This is a genomic window from Rhizobium sp. BK112 (genome assembly GCF_014193215.1).
In the GTDB taxonomy this organism is placed as follows: Bacteria; Pseudomonadota; Alphaproteobacteria; order Rhizobiales; family Rhizobiaceae; genus Rhizobium; species Rhizobium anhuiense.
The window spans coordinates 264,691-279,446 of record NZ_JACHYZ010000001.1 but is presented as its reverse complement, the minus strand read 5'-3'; the positions used below and the strand labels follow the sequence as shown (position 1 = coordinate 279,446).

General features: G+C 61.5%; 14 protein-coding genes. 4 read left to right on the top strand and 10 right to left on the bottom strand.

What is annotated here, in order from left to right; translation table 11 throughout:
• Positions 1-108: 108 nt before the first annotated feature.
• The 7 genes from uraH to FHT75_RS01260 form a co-directional block, all read right to left on the bottom strand.
• A complete protein-coding gene (gene uraH / locus FHT75_RS01290; RefSeq protein WP_063474475.1) occupies positions 109-465 on the bottom strand; it encodes a hydroxyisourate hydrolase in 357 nt (118 codons plus the stop codon).
• Positions 462-962, bottom strand: coding sequence for an ureidoglycolate lyase (locus tag FHT75_RS01285; protein WP_028758999.1), 501 nt, complete (start codon positions 960-962; stop codon positions 462-464). Before FHT75_RS01285 ends, uraH begins: the two co-directional genes overlap by 4 nt.
• A 4-nt stretch (positions 963-966) precedes the next feature.
• Positions 967-1,329 (bottom strand): DUF86 domain-containing protein, encoded by a 363-nt coding sequence (locus FHT75_RS01280; RefSeq protein ID WP_047611413.1) that lies wholly within the window; start codon positions 1,327-1,329, stop codon positions 967-969.
• Positions 1,326-1,826, bottom strand: a complete 501-nt coding sequence (gene uraD / locus FHT75_RS01275) for a 2-oxo-4-hydroxy-4-carboxy-5-ureidoimidazoline decarboxylase (RefSeq protein ID WP_028758997.1) — start codon at positions 1,824-1,826, stop codon at positions 1,326-1,328. The genes FHT75_RS01280 and uraD overlap by 4 nt, the downstream gene beginning before the upstream one ends.
• Positions 1,826-2,749 (bottom strand): allantoinase PuuE, encoded by a 924-nt coding sequence (gene puuE, locus FHT75_RS01270; protein ID WP_063474474.1) that lies wholly within the window; start codon positions 2,747-2,749, stop codon positions 1,826-1,828. The genes uraD and puuE overlap by 1 nt, the downstream gene beginning before the upstream one ends.
• 111 nt (positions 2,750-2,860) lie before the next feature.
• Positions 2,861-3,568 (bottom strand): DUF1045 domain-containing protein, encoded by a 708-nt coding sequence (locus FHT75_RS01265; RefSeq protein WP_063474473.1) that lies wholly within the window; start codon positions 3,566-3,568, stop codon positions 2,861-2,863.
• A gap of 114 nt (positions 3,569-3,682) precedes the next feature.
• Entirely contained in the window at positions 3,683-4,861 is a 1,179-nt protein-coding gene (locus FHT75_RS01260) for an NAD(P)/FAD-dependent oxidoreductase (protein WP_063474472.1), read from the bottom strand.
• Here FHT75_RS01260 and mnmD point away from each other — a divergent pair.
• The gene (gene mnmD / locus FHT75_RS01255) at positions 4,860-5,600 is read left to right on the top strand and encodes a tRNA (5-methylaminomethyl-2-thiouridine)(34)-methyltransferase MnmD (RefSeq protein ID WP_063474471.1); all 741 of its coding nucleotides are present in this window, start codon (positions 4,860-4,862) and stop codon (positions 5,598-5,600) included. The genes FHT75_RS01260 and mnmD overlap by 2 nt on opposite strands.
• Here mnmD and FHT75_RS01250 read toward each other — a convergent pair.
• Entirely contained in the window at positions 5,597-8,962 is a 3,366-nt protein-coding gene (locus FHT75_RS01250) for a response regulator (RefSeq protein ID WP_063474470.1), read from the bottom strand. The genes mnmD and FHT75_RS01250 overlap by 4 nt on opposite strands.
• A 295-nt stretch (positions 8,963-9,257) precedes the next feature.
• On the opposite strand from FHT75_RS01250, the gene FHT75_RS01245 reads away from it, so the two are divergent.
• Positions 9,258-9,566, top strand: coding sequence for a hypothetical protein (locus FHT75_RS01245; protein ID WP_063474469.1), 309 nt, complete (start codon positions 9,258-9,260; stop codon positions 9,564-9,566).
• A 172-nt stretch (positions 9,567-9,738) separates the two neighbouring features.
• On the opposite strand, the gene FHT75_RS01240 is transcribed toward FHT75_RS01245, so the two are convergent.
• Both FHT75_RS01240 and FHT75_RS01235 read right to left on the bottom strand, forming a co-directional pair.
• Positions 9,739-11,124, bottom strand: a complete 1,386-nt coding sequence (locus tag FHT75_RS01240; RefSeq protein ID WP_063474468.1) for an MFS transporter — start codon at positions 11,122-11,124, stop codon at positions 9,739-9,741.
• 197 nt (positions 11,125-11,321) lie between these two features.
• Positions 11,322-12,269, bottom strand: a complete 948-nt coding sequence (locus FHT75_RS01235; protein ID WP_047611424.1) for a dihydrodipicolinate synthase family protein — start codon at positions 12,267-12,269, stop codon at positions 11,322-11,324.
• A gap of 160 nt (positions 12,270-12,429) precedes the next feature.
• Here FHT75_RS01235 and FHT75_RS01230 point away from each other — a divergent pair, with 160 nt between their 5' ends.
• Positions 12,430-13,458 carry a LacI family DNA-binding transcriptional regulator gene (locus FHT75_RS01230; RefSeq protein ID WP_183844618.1) on the top strand — a complete coding sequence of 343 codons (1,029 nt, stop codon included), beginning with the start codon at positions 12,430-12,432 and terminating at the stop codon, positions 13,456-13,458.
• Positions 13,459-13,598: 140 nt separating this feature from the next.
• On the top strand, positions 13,599-14,714 hold the full coding sequence (locus FHT75_RS01225; protein WP_063474465.1) for a DNA alkylation repair protein: 1,116 nt from the start codon (positions 13,599-13,601) through the stop codon (positions 14,712-14,714).
• The last annotated feature ends 42 nt before the right edge of the window (positions 14,715-14,756 follow it).

The following is a 14,756-nucleotide window of genomic DNA, read 5'->3' as shown; positions in this document are numbered from 1 at the left end:
ATCGACCGGCCGGCTTGGCCGTAGAGCTGGGCTACGACGCGCGCCGGCCGGTCGACCATCCAACTCCGTTTGAGCCAACAGAATGCTTCAATCTGACCAGGAAAGGCTCTAACTCCCTCGATAGGTGGAATAGCCATAGGGCGAAATCAGCAGCGGCACATGGTAGTGCGCCGTGACATCGGCGATACCGAAGCGGATCGGCACGATGTCGAGGAAGGCAGGATGCGGCAGCGGCGTGCCGCTCGCCCTCAGATAGTCGCCAGCATGGAAGACCAGTTCATAAATGCCGGCCCGGAAGCCTTCGCCAACCAGGATGGGGCCACCGGCGACCCGGCCGTCGGCATTGGTCTCGACCGTCTTCAGATGTCTGCGGATCTCGCCGTCGAGCTGGAAAAGATCGATCCTCAGACCCTCGGCAGGCTTGCCGAGGGCGGTGTCGAGAACATGCGTGGTCAGTCCGGTCATGGGGCTGGCTCTTTGATGATGTAAGGGGTTTCGAAGAAGAATTCTTCCAGATTATTGCCCGTCCCATCGCGGTCGACAACCAGGAAATCTGAGGCTTGGCCGAGCACCATCAGCGGATGATGCCAGACGTTGCGGCGGTAGTTCACGCCCTGATCGCCACGCGCCAGAAACACCTGCGGCCTGTGCGGACGGCCGTTCTCGTCCTCGGAAACGACGACGAGAAAGGAACGGCCAGAGACCGGCGAGAAACTCTGGCTGCCGAATGGGTGCCGCTCCATCATGGTGATTTCATAGGGGAAGGCACGCGGCTGGCCACGAAAGAGGTTGATGATGACGCGTGCGCCTTCGCCTGTCGCTTCAGCGGCGGCCAGCGCGTGAAAACGCTCCGTCGTGCCGCCATTGATGAGCCGCATCGAGGCCGGATCGGCTTCGATCACCTCGCCGAAGGGTGCGAAGGCGGATTTGGTGAGCGGGCGGATCTCGAGAAATTCGGACATGGCTTCACTCGCCTTGGGCATGCCAGTAACGGACAGCGTCGATCGCGGAAAGAAGTTCCGGCAGCGTGCGATACGTCGCCTCCCAGATTTCGGAGGGATTGAGATCGAAGACGTCCTCGAGAATGCGATTGCCCGTGCCACAGATTTTCGTCCATGGCAGGTCGGGATGCTCGGTCGCAAATTCCGGATGTGTGACGAGCAGGCGGGACGCCGCAGCACCGATGGTGAAGTGGCAGAAGGCAACCGCCTTGAAGGTGAGCTTGTCCCCGGCGAACGCCGCCTCATCCATTCCGCCGACGAAAGACAGCGCTTCGGATGCTGCCTCATACATCTCGTTGAGATAATCGATAGCGCGCCGCTCTTTCATTCAGCCTCCGGCAGCATCGATGTCAGCCGTAGCAGCGCGATCCGCTCGACCTGCGCCGTCGCGGTCGCAAATTCCTCGTCCCGATCGTTGCCGATGCGAGTTTCGAACGCCGACAGGATGTCGTCTTTGCCGAGCCCCTTGACGGCGATGATGAAGGGAAAGCCGAATTTTTCGACATAGGCCGAATTGAGTTCGGTGAAGCGGCCGTGTTCGGCCGGGCTCAGCCGGTCGAGACCGGCGCCGGCCTGCTCCTTCCGGCTGTCTTCGGTGAGTTCGCCTGCTATGGCGAGGCGCCCGGCAAGATCGGGATGAGCCAGCAGCACGCCGAGACGCTCCTCTCGGCTTGCCGCCCGGAAGACGGCCACAAGGGCCGCATGCACGCCTGATGCCGTCAGCGGCGCCGGCAGGTGGCCGGCGTCATAGGCGCGCTCGGCAATAAAAGGCGAATGTTCGAAGACGCCGCCGAAGCGGGAGACAAAATCCTCGCGCGACATCATCAGAGCGCATCCGGCTGATGATGCTTGTGCCAGTGCTCGGCGATCTCAATGCGGCGCGGAATCCAGACCTTGTCGTGCTTCAGCACATATTCGATGAACCGCTTCAGTGCCGCCGCCCGGCCCGGGCGCCCGACGAGACGGCAATGCAGGCCGACTGACATCATCTTCGGGCTGCTCGCCTTGCCTTCCTCATAAAGCGTATCGAAGGCATCCTTCAGATAGGTGAAGAACTGATCGCCGGCGTTGAAGCCCTGCGGCGTCGCAAACCGCATGTCGTTGGTTTCGAGCGTATAGGGGATGATCAAGAAGGGTTTCCCGTCGACGCCCTTCACCCAATAAGGCAGGTCGTCGGCATAGGAATCGGAGGAATAGAGAAAACCGCCCTCCTCCTGCACCAGCCGAAGCGTATTGTCGGAAGGCTTGCCCTGATACATGCCGTAAGGCCGCTCACCGGTGAGTTCGGTGTGCAGCCGCACGGCTTCGAGGATATGCTTGCGCTCCAGATCTTCAGGAAAATCCTTGTATTCCAGCCAGCGGTAGCCGTGGCTGGCAATTTCCCAACCGGCCTCCTTCATCGCGGCGACGGCCTCGGGGTTGCGGGCCATTGCCAGCGTCACGCCGTAGACGGTCGCCTGCACCTTGAGATCGGTGAACATCCGCCAAAGCCGCCAGAAGCCGGCACGCGAACCATACTCGTAGATCGATTCCATGTTGAGGTTGCGCTGCCCAGGCCAGGCGGCTGCGCCGACGATTTCCGACAGCAGGTTTTCGGAAGCCGGATCGCCGTCAAGGATCGAACTCTCGCCGCCCTCCTCGTAGTTGATGACGAACTGCACGGCGACGCGTGCCTCGTCCGGCCATTTCGGATCGGGCGTCAAACGCCCATAACCGACAAGATTGCGCGGATAGGTCTCGGATACCATCAAATCACCTTCTGAAAAGACGGGGAACGGTAGCATCCGCAGCCGGAATGTCGAGACGGAAACTGCGCAACGGGATTTTCCCATTACGGAACAAATCTTTAGCCTGGATATTCAGGCGATCTTGCGCGCGCTGACCTTGCCCATCGGATGCAGCGAATGAACGCGGAAAGGGCCGCCGGTGCCCTCCTCGATCATCAGCGCCACGTTGGAAACCGTGACCGGCTCGCATAACACAGGCTCGAAGATCGTCTGCAGCGCCGGCTCGATGCGCGGCATGTCGATCGCGTTGACAGGGCCTGTCACCGGCATATGAAAGCGGAACTCCTCCATCACGTAAGGGCTACCCCAGCGATGCAGATTGGCAAATTGCGTCGCCGACAGCCCGTCCGGATCGCTGCGTTCGATCTCGGCCTCGCTCAGCGGCGCGCGGAAACGATCGAATTCCTGCACGATCGCCGAGGCGAGATACTGGATCTGCTCGCAGGGAATACTCGGCAGCAGGCTGTAGAAATTGCCGAGCCGGGCGACTTCGATACGCGGAATCTGGAAGGGAACGAAGGTCCCGGAAAAACGCATCAGATCGCGCAAGAGTTGCGCTTCCGACATCTCGTGAGACAAGTGAAATGGCGTCTTCAAAACGCCGTGAAAACCATAGCGCCGCGGCACGGCGGTATGGAAGGCGATCTCGTGAATGCCGAGACCACGAACGGCCGGAGGCTCCACCATATCGCCCGAAAACACGTTGCGGCCAAGCCAACTGGCGGCCACGAGCGATAGCGGGTCGCTCGCCGGGGGCGTGAAGCAAATGGCATAGCGCATGCAATTTCCTCCATCAAGGAAGTGAGCGCCGCTGACTTCAGGCGCTGTCGATGCGCAAGCAGATAGGTGATTTGCATGACAGAATAACGAAACGCAGCGGCGCCTAATTCACGTTTAACGTGAAGCCGCCGCGATGTGGCTTGAAATTGCGAAGCTTTCCGGCAACAAAAATCCGCAATCTGTATCGCCTGCGATTGCTATCGCCGCCTCCGCCAGCCGGTGCGCTAGGCCGAAGCTGACCTTGAAGCCACCGGTCAGCGCGATCAGGCGTGGGTGATCGGGGTGGCGACCGGTCATCGGATCCCGGTCGATCGCCTTCGGGCGAAGCCCCGCCCAGCGCTCGACGACCGGGGCGTCGCGAAGGCTTGGCACGATCACCCGCGCCGTCTCGATCAGCATGTCGAGCTGGGCGTCGGTCGACATGGGATCGTCAAAGCGGTTCTCACTGGTGCTGCCGATCGCCACGTGCCCGCCTTCATGTGCGACGACATAGAGCCCGTCGAGAAAGATCGTCGGCAGCGACGGGTCGATATCGGCTTTCAACAGAGCCGCCTGCCCTTTGACCGGCTGGCCGAGCGGCTGCTTCAGCCCGGGCGTCAGCTCCTGCAACAGCGGAAAGGACTGATAGCCGGCGGCAAGGATGCAGCGGCTGAAAGCCAAGCTTTCGCCGCCTATTTCGGCGGTGCCGCGATCGGGATCAAGGCCTGCAACCCTGGCATGTTCGATGATCCGCACGTGTTTTGCCCGCCGCAGGAAGGCGGTAAGCGCCGCGATCAGCAACCGCGGCGCAACGCGCGCGGCGAGCGTGTCGTGCACGAAGCCGCTCTTGCCGGCGGACGGCTCGATCCAGCCATCGACCGGCGGACTGTCGAGCACATGCCAGTGGAAGCGGCGCTCGCCCGCCCGCCAATGGCGCTCGGCGTCTTCGAAATGGCCGCACGCTATGCGGTTGAGATGCGGCTTCGGCAACGGGATCAGCCGCCCGGACCTGGTATAACCGGCGGAAAGCCCGGTCATTGCTTCGAGCGCTGCGATTTCGGCTTCGAGTAGGACCAGCGCATCGAACTGGAACTGCTTCTTTTCAGACCACCGATCCGGCATATGCGGCATCAGCGCGCCGAGCAGGCCGCCGCTTGCGCCTTCGCCCAATCTGCCGGCGTCAGCAATAAGGGTACGGATGCCCCGGCGCTCGGCGTGGACGGCCGCCCAGAGACCCATGATGCCGCCGCCGACGATCAGCAATTCCGAGGATGATTGACCTGAGACCTGCTGAGGATTATCGGCTTTTTCCATGACAGACGTGAACCCCGATCAGATTGGCGCAGGCGCGCCGCAGCCGCTCGAATGGCGCGACGGCGATATGCCCTATTCCACCGCCTTTGGCGATCATTTTTATTGCCAGACGGATGGCCGGCTGGAATGCGGCCACGTCTTCCTCGCCGGCAACGGCCTGCCTGAGCGCTGGAACGGGCGGCAGGAATTCATGATCGGCGAGCTCGGCTTCGGCACCGGCCTGAACTTCGCCGAGACCTGGCGGCAGTGGAAGCTCCACCGAGCCGGCGGCCAGCACCTGCATTTCATCTCCTTCGAGCTCCATCCGATGCGTGGCGAAGAGATCGGCCGGGCGCTGTCGCATTGGCCGGAGATCGATAGCGAGCGCGAGGCGCTGACGGCGGCCTGGCCGCAGACGCCTGCTGGAACCGTCTCGCTCGATCTCGATCCTCAGACGCGACTCAGCGTCGTCTGCGGCCGCGCGCTCGACGGTGTCGCCGCGGCAAAGCCCGGCTTCGACGCCTGGTATCTCGACGGCTTCGCCCCGTCACGCAACGGCGACATGTGGTCGGAGGAACTGATGCGGCTCGTCTGCGAGAAAAGTGCCGCCGGCGGCACGTTCGCCACCTATGCGGCGGCCGGCTTCGTGCGCCGCAACCTCATTGCCGCCGGTTTTGCCGTCGAGCGCCGCCAAGGCTTCGCCGGCAAGCGCGAAATGCTCTGCGGTATCAAGGCGTCCCCCGGTCAGCGCGCGGATTAATAGCTGCTGCGCTCCGGCTGCTGCTCGCTCGTTCCGAGCCATTGCCGGATTTTCTCTTCCAATAGTTCAGGGCTGATCGGCTTCGACATGTAATCGTCCATGCCGGCGTCGAGGCAAAGCTCGCGGTCGCTTTCGAGCGCATGGGCGGTGACCCCGATGATCGGCACGCGGTGCCCCTGGCCCTTTTCCCTTTCGCGGATCGTCTGGGTCGCCTGATGGCCGTTCATGACGGGCATGGAGACATCCATCATGATGATGCGCGGCGTATGCCGCTCCCAGGCAGCGACCGCCGCCTCACCATTCTCGACGACGAGGAAGGAAAGACCCGTTCCCTGCAGGATCTGCGTGAAGACGATCTGGTTGACCTCGTTGTCCTCGGCAACGAGCACGTCGACGAATTCGGCCGCCCGCTTCTGCGGCGCGGGTGCCGGCGGCTTTGCCGGTGCCGCCGCTTCCCTCTGCAGCCGGGCGATCTCGGCCTCGGAGGCCTGCTTGACGCGGCTGGCGCGCACCACTTCGACGACGGTGTTGCGCAGCACGTTGGCGCGCGCCGGCTTCATCAGATGCGCGTGGCCGTTGAGCGCCGCGAATTCCTTTTCCGTGCCGGAAATATCCATCGACGTCAGGAAGATGATCGGCAATTCGACAAAGCGGGGATCGGCGCGGAGCCGGCGCGCGACATCGGCCCCGTTCATATCGGGCATGTGATAGTCGAGCACCACGGCATCGACGGCAATGCCGAGATCGGCCGCCGCCTCGAGGATCGCAAGGCCGGTACCGCCGCCTTCGGCGGCCACGCCGTCGAAACCCCAGAGAGCAAGCTGCTCGGTCAGAATGCGCCGGTTCACGTCATTGTCGTCGACGACGAGGACGCGCGCGCCCTGCACGTTGATCGGCAACGGCTTCGGTTCGATGCGGGCGGCCGCCACCGCAAACGGCAGATTGACGGTGAAGACCGAGCCCTTGTTGCCTTCGCTTTCGACGTTGAGATACCCGCCGAAAAGGTCGACGAGCCCGGCAGTGATCGCAAGGCCGAGGCCCGTTCCCTCATGCCGGCGGGTCGAGGAGGCGTCCACCTGCGAAAACTTGTCGAAGATCGATTCGAGTTTCTCCGGCGGGATGCCGATACCGGTATCCTCGATGCGGATGCTCGCCATGATCTCGCCGCCGTCGGCGGCCTGAAAGCCGAGATCGACGAAGACGTGGCCACGCTCGGTGAACTTGACGGCGTTGCCAACGAGATTCGTGACGATCTGACGGAAACGCCCGGCATCGCCGATCACGGCGGCAGGCAGGTCGGGTGCGGCCCGCACCAGCAGCTCGATGTTCTTCTCGGCGGCATGCGAAGACAAGAGTGTCGCCACGTCCTCCACCGCTTCGGTAATATCGAAGGCGGCCTTGCGCAGTTTCATCTGTCCGGCATCGATCTTCGAGAAGTCGAGGATGTCATTGATAATCGTCAGCAGCGCATTGCCCGATTTGACGATGATGTCGACGAAAGTCTTCTGGCGCGTGTCGAGATTGGTCTTGGCAAGCAGCTCCGCCATGCCAAGAACGCCGTTCATCGGCGTGCGGATCTCGTGGCTCATATTGGCGAGGAATTCGGATTTGGCGCGGTCGGCGGCTTCGGCGCGCGACAGCAGCTGCCGCAGTTCCTCCTCACGGCTCTTCAGCTCGGTGACGTCGGTGAAGAGCGCCACCCAATGCTGCCCCTCGCTGACCGTCGCCTCCATGTTGACCCAGCGTTCCCCGGCGACATGGAAGACGGTGGAAATCGGCTGCCGCGCCGCAATATTGGCGCGCCAGCCCTGCAGGATCTCGGCCGCCGCATCATGGAAATCGCCGCGCACCGCGCAGAAATCGAAGAGCCCGAGCCAGCTCACGCCTGGCTCGATATAGGGGGCCGGAATGCGCAGGATCTCTGAAAGCGCTTCGTTGGATAGCTTGATGATGCCGTCCTGGACGATGGCGATCCCCTGCGACATGGCGCGCGTTGCATCGCGCATCATCTCGCCGACCTGCTCCAGCGCCGCACGCGCCTCGTGGATTTCCTTTTCCCGTTCGCGCACCGCCGAAATATCGGCATAAGAAAGCAGGATGCGGTCGTGGGAGAGGCGGCGGCTGTCGAAGATGACGGATTTGCTGCCCGCCCAGCCGAGTTCGATCGGCTCCGGCTCATCTGTCTCGAACAGGTGCTTGCGGAAGGCGTAGATTTCCTCCGGCGTCTGCGTGCCGTCGTAGCGACCGAGCTCGTAATTGCGGCGGATGACGTCGATGAAGTGGCGACCGTCGAAGCGATCGTCGAGCGGCAGATCCCAGATGCTGTAGAATTCGTCGTTGACGTAGAGAATCCGATGGTCGTTATCGAGGATCAGCACGCCGACCGGCAGCGAACGCAGGATGCTTTCGATATCCCGGTGCAGGATTTCTTCCTGCTTACGCGACGCAATCAGCGCCTTTTCGCGTTCCTTGAGCGGCGAGATGTCGGAAAAAGAGCCGACGACATAAGTGCGGCCGTCCGCCGTCATGACGCGGTTGACGCGCGAGATGACGGGATAGACGTGGCCGCTCTTGCTCGGCATTTCGCTTTCGATCTCCACCGACGTGCCGTACTTCAACGCCAGCAGGTTTTCCTGGTAGATCGCCTCGCCACCTTCCGGCCCGAACATTTCATATTCGGTCATTCCCAGTATCTGGGAGCGGTCGTGGCCGCTGAAGGTGTCGTAATATTTATTGGCATAGACCAGGCGGTGCCCGTCATCGCGCACGAAGACTGCAACCGGTAGGTCCTCCAGGACAGTGCGGAGAACGTCGAGTTCGTTGACGCTCTCGCCCCAGGCCGAATCTCCGGCGGCCGCAGGCTTCGCGCCATTACTGTAGGCGGCGTTGACGACCAGCGGGCGGCCGTCCCCGGCAAAGATGCCGATCGGATGATCAAGCTTTTCCAGCACCTCGCGCACGCGAGCGAAATCGGCGGCGACACCGCTATCGCCAACGGCGCGGCGCGGCGCCTCGCGCACTTCGAAAATGCCGAGCACATAGGCCCGCTCCGGCGACGGAGAGAAGCTTTCGATCTGAATGCGCTCATGGCCAAGGCCTGCCGCATCGAAACAGATGGCGCTTTCCTCGGTGCCGAACACCAGCGCGCGGCGTTCCCTGTCCTCGCGCTCCTCTTCCTCGGGACGGTCGAAGAGTTCGCGGCTGCGTCTGCCGATGAAATCGGAGATTTCGCGGCCCAGAAAACGGGCATAGGCCTCGTTGACGGCGATATAGCGCAGCTCGCTGTTCTTGACATAGGCCGGGGTATCCAGATCAGCGATCCGGCGGCAAGCCAACTCCAGAAGGTCCCCGGCTGATTTCAAAAATATAGCTCCAGCAATGAATGAAATATCGACTACAAAAACTATAACGCCAAGGCTTTTAACAAGGTTTTAACCATAAATTTCGATAGCGAAATTTTACGGGCCGGCTCGCCAATTTCCGGCTCGCCAAGTTGAAGACAACTCACCTTGACCGCCCAGACTTGAAAGCAGGGGATCCGCTGAAATCATGACAAAAATTTAATGCCGAAACCGCTTGCGCGGCCATTGCGGCGCCGTGATCCAGGCCGAGTCTCGACATGGCTTTATTGAAAGCCAGCCATGAAAGGAAAATAGCATGTCCGTTTTTCATAAGACCATGGCGACGGGCCTGATCGCGCTGACCTTTGCCGGCGCCTCGCTCGCCACCGCTACCACCGCCGATGCCCGTCCACGCGATGCCTTCTGGGGCGGCCTTGCCGCCGGCGTCGTCGGCGGCGCGCTGCTGTCCGAGGCCGCCCGTCCCGCCTACCCTGTCTATCCCGCCTATCCTGTTTATCGCCCCTATCCCGTCTATAGGACCTATTACCGGCCGTCCTATTGCCATCTCGAATGGCGGCATGATCGCTGGGGCGATCCCTACCGCGTCAAAGTCTGCCCGGAATAGAGAAGCCTCAATTCGGCGCCGCTTGACCTTCGCAGACGCCGGTCCATGACAGCGCCGCGCGGCTTTCAGACGTGCGGCGCTGTAACACTTTGAATTGCTGCAACGGCAATCAAATGAAACTGGCGGATTTTCATCCGCCAGATCAAAGCCAATCAGACCACATTTTGAACCGTTACGGAGAAAGCTCCTCCAGCACGCGATCCTTGGTTTCTATTGCAAACAGCATGGTGATGATTGCACCGACGATCAGAATGGCTGCGAAGCTCACGAAGACATACTGGATGCCCATGGAAGACATCACCGTGCCGACGAGGATCGGGCCGGTCGATGACCCCAAGCGAAGCCAGGCGCTACCGGTTCCTGTTCCCAGTGCCCTGAGGCGCGTCGGGTAGATCTCTGCCGAGTACAGGTACAAGGAAAATGTGACGGTCTGGACGATCGCATAAGCGAGACCGGCAAGAACCAAAACCTGGATGGGAGAGGTCGCGCCGAGCCATGCGAGGGCCAGCAGCGGCACGGGAGCGAGAAGCAGCGCACCCGTGTACCAACGCTTGCGCCCCACTTTATCGATGAGCAGCGCGCAGATGACAGCCGCGATCACGCCGCCGACTGACGTCAGGAAACCATAGAAGATGCTGGTTTGAAGCGGCAGGTTGAAGACCTGTCGATAAAGGGTCGGCAGCCAGGTGATCGTACCGTTGGCCACCGTATAGGCGGTAAACCACATTGCCCAGATGGAAAGCGTCCGCTTCAGGTAAACGCCCTGGAAGAGCTCGCGCCAGTCCGACGTGCGGCGGACCGGCGCTTGGATGAGCTTCGGTTCGGGCAGTTCCTTGCCGGCGGCACGAGCGCTTTCTTCCATGCGGGTGACGATAGCGTCTGCTTCGCCGTATCGGCCGTTGGCAGCCAGCCAACGCGGTGATTCCTTGAGGAACCAGCGCAGCGGAATCATCAGGATTGCGGGAACGAGGCCGACGACGAACATCGCCTTCCAACCGTAAACCGGTACCATGAAGTAGCCGATCAGCCCGGCGCCGACGAGGCCCAACAAGAACATGACCTCATAAAGGAGGAAGAACTTGCCGCGCCCCTTCGACCCGATCAACTCGTTGATATAGGCGCTGGCGACCGGGACCTCGCCGCCGGTGCCGATCCCCTGGACGAAACGGAAGGCCATCATCATGCCGGCCCCGGCAGCGAACAGGCATGCGACATCCATGCTGACGAAGAGCAGGATCGTGAAGAGAAGAACTTTCAGCCGGCCGACCTTCTCGGCAAGCCAGCCAAACAGGATCGCACCGATCAACTGTCCCAGATAGCCCATCGATAGGATCATGCCGGTCTGTGAGGGGCTCAGGCCCCACTCGCGGACGAGGACGGGCATGGCATAAGCGATAGCGATGACCGTGTAGCCGTCGAAGAACGTTGCGGCGCCGACGATATTGCGCGCCCAGAACACCTCGCGGGTGATGGGGAGGCGCTCCAGACGAGCGCTGATTTCGGCCTGAGGATCAGCGGCATTCGCCGTCTCAGCCGGTATAGGCTGCATGACATTCATTGGTTCCTCCTTCTCGCCCCGTGGCCTACCACTCTCCCGGCCAGGGGCGCTCCTGCTTGATGGTTGCTACTGCGCGTCAGTTTGTCCTGTCAGAGCAATGGCCTTCAAAGACGTTCAAACCTGCCTCGGCGGGTTTCCATGACTTCCTCCTCCCTTTGCAATGCGCCCCTGCGACCTGCGCAGGGGCGTCAAAGAGGTCACTCGGCAGCCAGCAGTTGGTCAACGCGACCAATACCGGCAGCGTCGAAGGCAGCAAAAATCTCCGCTTCTGCCTTGTCGCCAAGGCTCTTCAGCGGCTCGCGGATCGTGGCGTGGTCCAGGATACCGCGGTGCACGAGGCCGAGTTTCAGGGCCACGGTGCCTTCCATATGAGAGCCGCGATGATAGACGGCACGCGTCACCGGAAGAAGGCGCTCGAAGATCTTGCGCGCTTCCGGATAGTCCTGCGCCTTGCCGGCTTTGATCAGGTCGATGAGCAACTCCGGCGCGATATTGCCATAGCCGACGAGCAGGCCATCGACATCGAACATGGTTGGCAGCAGCCATTCATCGTGGCAGCTCAGAACCTGCAGCTTTGGATTGGCCTTCTTCAGCTCTGGAATTTCGACATACCAGCGCTTCATATTGCGCACGCCGTTCTTGGTGGCGACGACGCCTTCCTGTGTGGCAATCGCAAGCTGTGTATCGAGATCGTAAGATGCCTTGGTGGCGTCGGGATATTGGAACAGGATGCACTGGAGGCCGGACTCCTGCCAGATTGCCTTGTAGCGATCCTGAGGCGCTCCCTTCTGAAAGCCGAAACGCAGCCAGCCGTGGTTGGGATAGACGAGTGCGCCGGTGGCACCCGCGGCTTTGCATTTCCTGGCCTCTTCAGCGGCGACCTTCGTGCCTTCACCGGTAATCCCGGCAATGATCGGAACGGCACCGTCGACTGCTTCAACATATGTGCGGATGAGAGCAAGGCGCTCCTCTTCCGTGAGGAAGGTGCCCTCGCCGGCATGGCCGAGGATGACGAGGCTTTTGACGCCTTCCATCGAGACCAGCCATTTGGCGAGCTTGGCGTTGGCTTTGTGATCAACTTCGCCGTCACGGGTGAAAGCGGTAACGGGGGCCGGGCTCAGCCCGCGCATATCCATCGGTTGCATATTGGTCTCCTCCTTCGTGCGATCGCGGTTCACTCGCGATCGCTATAGGATCGTTTACGGGAACGTTCCCACTATCGTTCTTGAATTTCCTGGAGTCAATATCTTTTTTGGTGCATGCTGAGAGCGGCGGCCCAATGCCGACTCGTATGGAAAAGGCTCAATGAATTCAAAAGCGGATGAAGTTCTGGGACAGACCCGCGTCACTATTCACGGCGTGGCTGCCGCAGCCGGCGTCTCCAAGTCTACCGTGTCCCGCATTCTGGACGAGAGGCTTCCGCGCTCCGACAGTGAGACCGCGCGGCGCGTGCGCAAGGTTGCCGAAGAGCTCGGATACGTTCGCGATGTTTCTGCAGCGAGCCTCAGGCGCGGCAACACGATGACGGTCGGGGTGATTGTACCCAGGCTGACGGATACGGTCATGGCCATGCTTTACGAAGCGCTGGCCAAGGCCTGCAGCCGTAGTGGCCGCTTCGCGATTGTCGCAACGACCGACGACAAGCCAAGAGCAGACCGGCTTGCGGCCGAGTCTCTGTTGAAGCGGGGTGTCGATGGATTGATTCTTTCGACAGCGCGGGAAGACGATGACTTTCCGGACGAGCTGGCAAAACGCGGCATTCCCTATGTCCTGGCGCTCCGAACGGATGGCCACAGCCTCTCGTCAGTCGGCGATGACAGGCTCGGTGGCTACCTCGCGGCCCGCCATCTCCTCGATCTCGGCCACCGCAGAATTGGCGTCATTGCCGGTCCATCCTATGCCTCCAGTTCGCGGGGGCGCGTGGAGGGTTTCCGCCACGCCCTGGAAGAGGCTGGATTGAATGCAGATCCCTCATACATCATTCCCTCGACATTCGGCATCGAGTCCGGTGCGGTAGCCGTCGAGACACTGATGCATCTCAGTCCACGTCCAACCGCCGTTTTCGCCGTCAACGACAATACTGCCATCGGCGCTTTGTCGGGACTGACGAAACTTGGCCTTTCCGTGCCGCAGGACATCTCGATCGTAGGCTATAACGACATTCCGATTGTCAGCCACCTCCCCACACCGCTCACGACACTACGGGTGCCGTTCGAGCAAATTGCATCAAACGCCCTTGATCTTCTTGCAGGTGACAACAGTCCTGCCGAGGAGCGCATTCGGATCTCGGCCCCAACCCTCATTCCAAGGAAATCGACGGCACCGTTGCGTTGAAAGGTCGCGAAGTCGCGCGCTTCCGCTATCTGCACCCGATTGCTCGGGTGGATGCGATCACTCTATTCTCCAACAAAGGCCAGCTGTTTCGCAGACCAAGCCGCCCTCATGCGGCCGCCGCATAGAGGAAGGACCCCAGCATGCCGGAACCGCTGAAGAACCTGCTGCATGAAGCGCTGGTCGGCGATATGGCCGATCGTATTGGTGGCAACGCGTCGGCTTTCGACAGAGACCGTTTCGTGACGCTGGCGACCAATGGCCTCACGGCGCTGGAACTGATGGAGCGCTCGGCGCTGATCCGCGACGCCCTGTTTGCGACGCTTCCCGATGATTTCCGCGAGGCCGCAGCCATTCTGATGGCAAGCCTGCCCGCCACCGGCAGGCAGGGGCTCTCCGGCTGGATGCTGTTGCCGGTCAATCAGTTCATCGCTGCGCGCGGCCTTGATCATTTCGATCTCGGCCTCGACCTGCTGAAGGCGCTGACGCCGCATTTCACTGCCGAATTCGGCATCCGGCAATTCATCCACCGCGACCAGCAACGCGCACTCGCCATCATTTCCGGCTGGGTCGGCGATCCCGACCGGCATGTGCGCCGGCTGGCGAGCGAGGGAACGCGGCCACGTCTTCCTTGGGCCATGCGCCTGCCGCAGCTCGTAAAGGACCCGGCGCCGATCCTGCCCATCCTGACCGCGCTGATGGATGACCCGGAGGATTATGTGCGCCGTTCCGTCGCCAACAGCCTGAACGACGTCGCCAAGGATCACCCCGATATGGTCGCCGCCTTCATCGCCTGTCATATCGATGCCGCTTCGCCCGAACGCCGCTGGCTGCTGAAACACGCCTCGCGCACGCTTCTGAAGAAGGGCCACGCGCAGGCGCTCGCCAATTTCGGCTTCGCCGCCACCGCTTCGCTCCAATGCGAACTACGGCTCGTAAACGGTGAGGTGATGTTCGGCGAAGGGTTGGATTTCGAAATCCGGTTGACGAATGCCGGCGAGATCCCGCAATCGCTGATGATCGACTACGCCATCCACCATGTGAAGGGCGACGGTTCGCTCTCGCCCAAGGTTTTCAAGTGCAAGACGATCACGCTCGCGCCCGGGCAAAGCCGGACGATTGAGCGCCGCCACGCCATGCGGCCAATCACGACGCGGCGCTATTATCCCGGCGAACACCGCATCGCCATCCTCGTCAACGGCGCGGAGACCGCATCGGAAAGCTTCGTCCTCGTCATGCCCTCAGCTGACCCAGGCTAAGGCTTTCTTGTGCACCGCACTTGACTTTCCACGCGAACTAGC

What these genes read in the sequence shown, in the direction of transcription:
- mnmD (WP_063474471.1), top strand. Translation starts at nt 4,860, where the DNA reads ATGACAGACGTGAACCCCGATCAGATTGGCGCAGGCGCGCCGCAGCCG.
- FHT75_RS01230 (WP_183844618.1), top strand. Translation starts at nt 12,430, where the DNA reads ATGAATTCAAAAGCGGATGAAGTTCTGGGACAGACCCGCGTCACTATT.
- FHT75_RS01280 (WP_047611413.1), bottom strand. Translation starts at nt 1,329, where the DNA reads ATGAAAGAGCGGCGCGCTATCGATTATCTCAACGAGATGTATGAGGCA.
- uraD (WP_028758997.1), bottom strand. Translation starts at nt 1,826, where the DNA reads ATGATGTCGCGCGAGGATTTTGTCTCCCGCTTCGGCGGCGTCTTCGAA.
- puuE (WP_063474474.1), bottom strand. Translation starts at nt 2,749, where the DNA reads ATGGTATCCGAGACCTATCCGCGCAATCTTGTCGGTTATGGGCGTTTG.
- uraH (WP_063474475.1), bottom strand. Translation starts at nt 465, where the DNA reads ATGACCGGACTGACCACGCATGTTCTCGACACCGCCCTCGGCAAGCCT.
- FHT75_RS01285 (WP_028758999.1), bottom strand. Translation starts at nt 962, where the DNA reads ATGTCCGAATTTCTCGAGATCCGCCCGCTCACCAAATCCGCCTTCGCA.
- FHT75_RS01260 (WP_063474472.1), bottom strand. Translation starts at nt 4,861, where the DNA reads ATGGAAAAAGCCGATAATCCTCAGCAGGTCTCAGGTCAATCATCCTCG.
- FHT75_RS01235 (WP_047611424.1), bottom strand. Translation starts at nt 12,269, where the DNA reads ATGCAACCGATGGATATGCGCGGGCTGAGCCCGGCCCCCGTTACCGCT.
- FHT75_RS01265 (WP_063474473.1), bottom strand. Translation starts at nt 3,568, where the DNA reads ATGCGCTATGCCATTTGCTTCACGCCCCCGGCGAGCGACCCGCTATCG.
- FHT75_RS01245 (WP_063474469.1), top strand. Translation starts at nt 9,258, where the DNA reads ATGTCCGTTTTTCATAAGACCATGGCGACGGGCCTGATCGCGCTGACC.
- FHT75_RS01240 (WP_063474468.1), bottom strand. Translation starts at nt 11,124, where the DNA reads ATGAATGTCATGCAGCCTATACCGGCTGAGACGGCGAATGCCGCTGAT.
- FHT75_RS01225 (WP_063474465.1), top strand. Translation starts at nt 13,599, where the DNA reads ATGCCGGAACCGCTGAAGAACCTGCTGCATGAAGCGCTGGTCGGCGAT.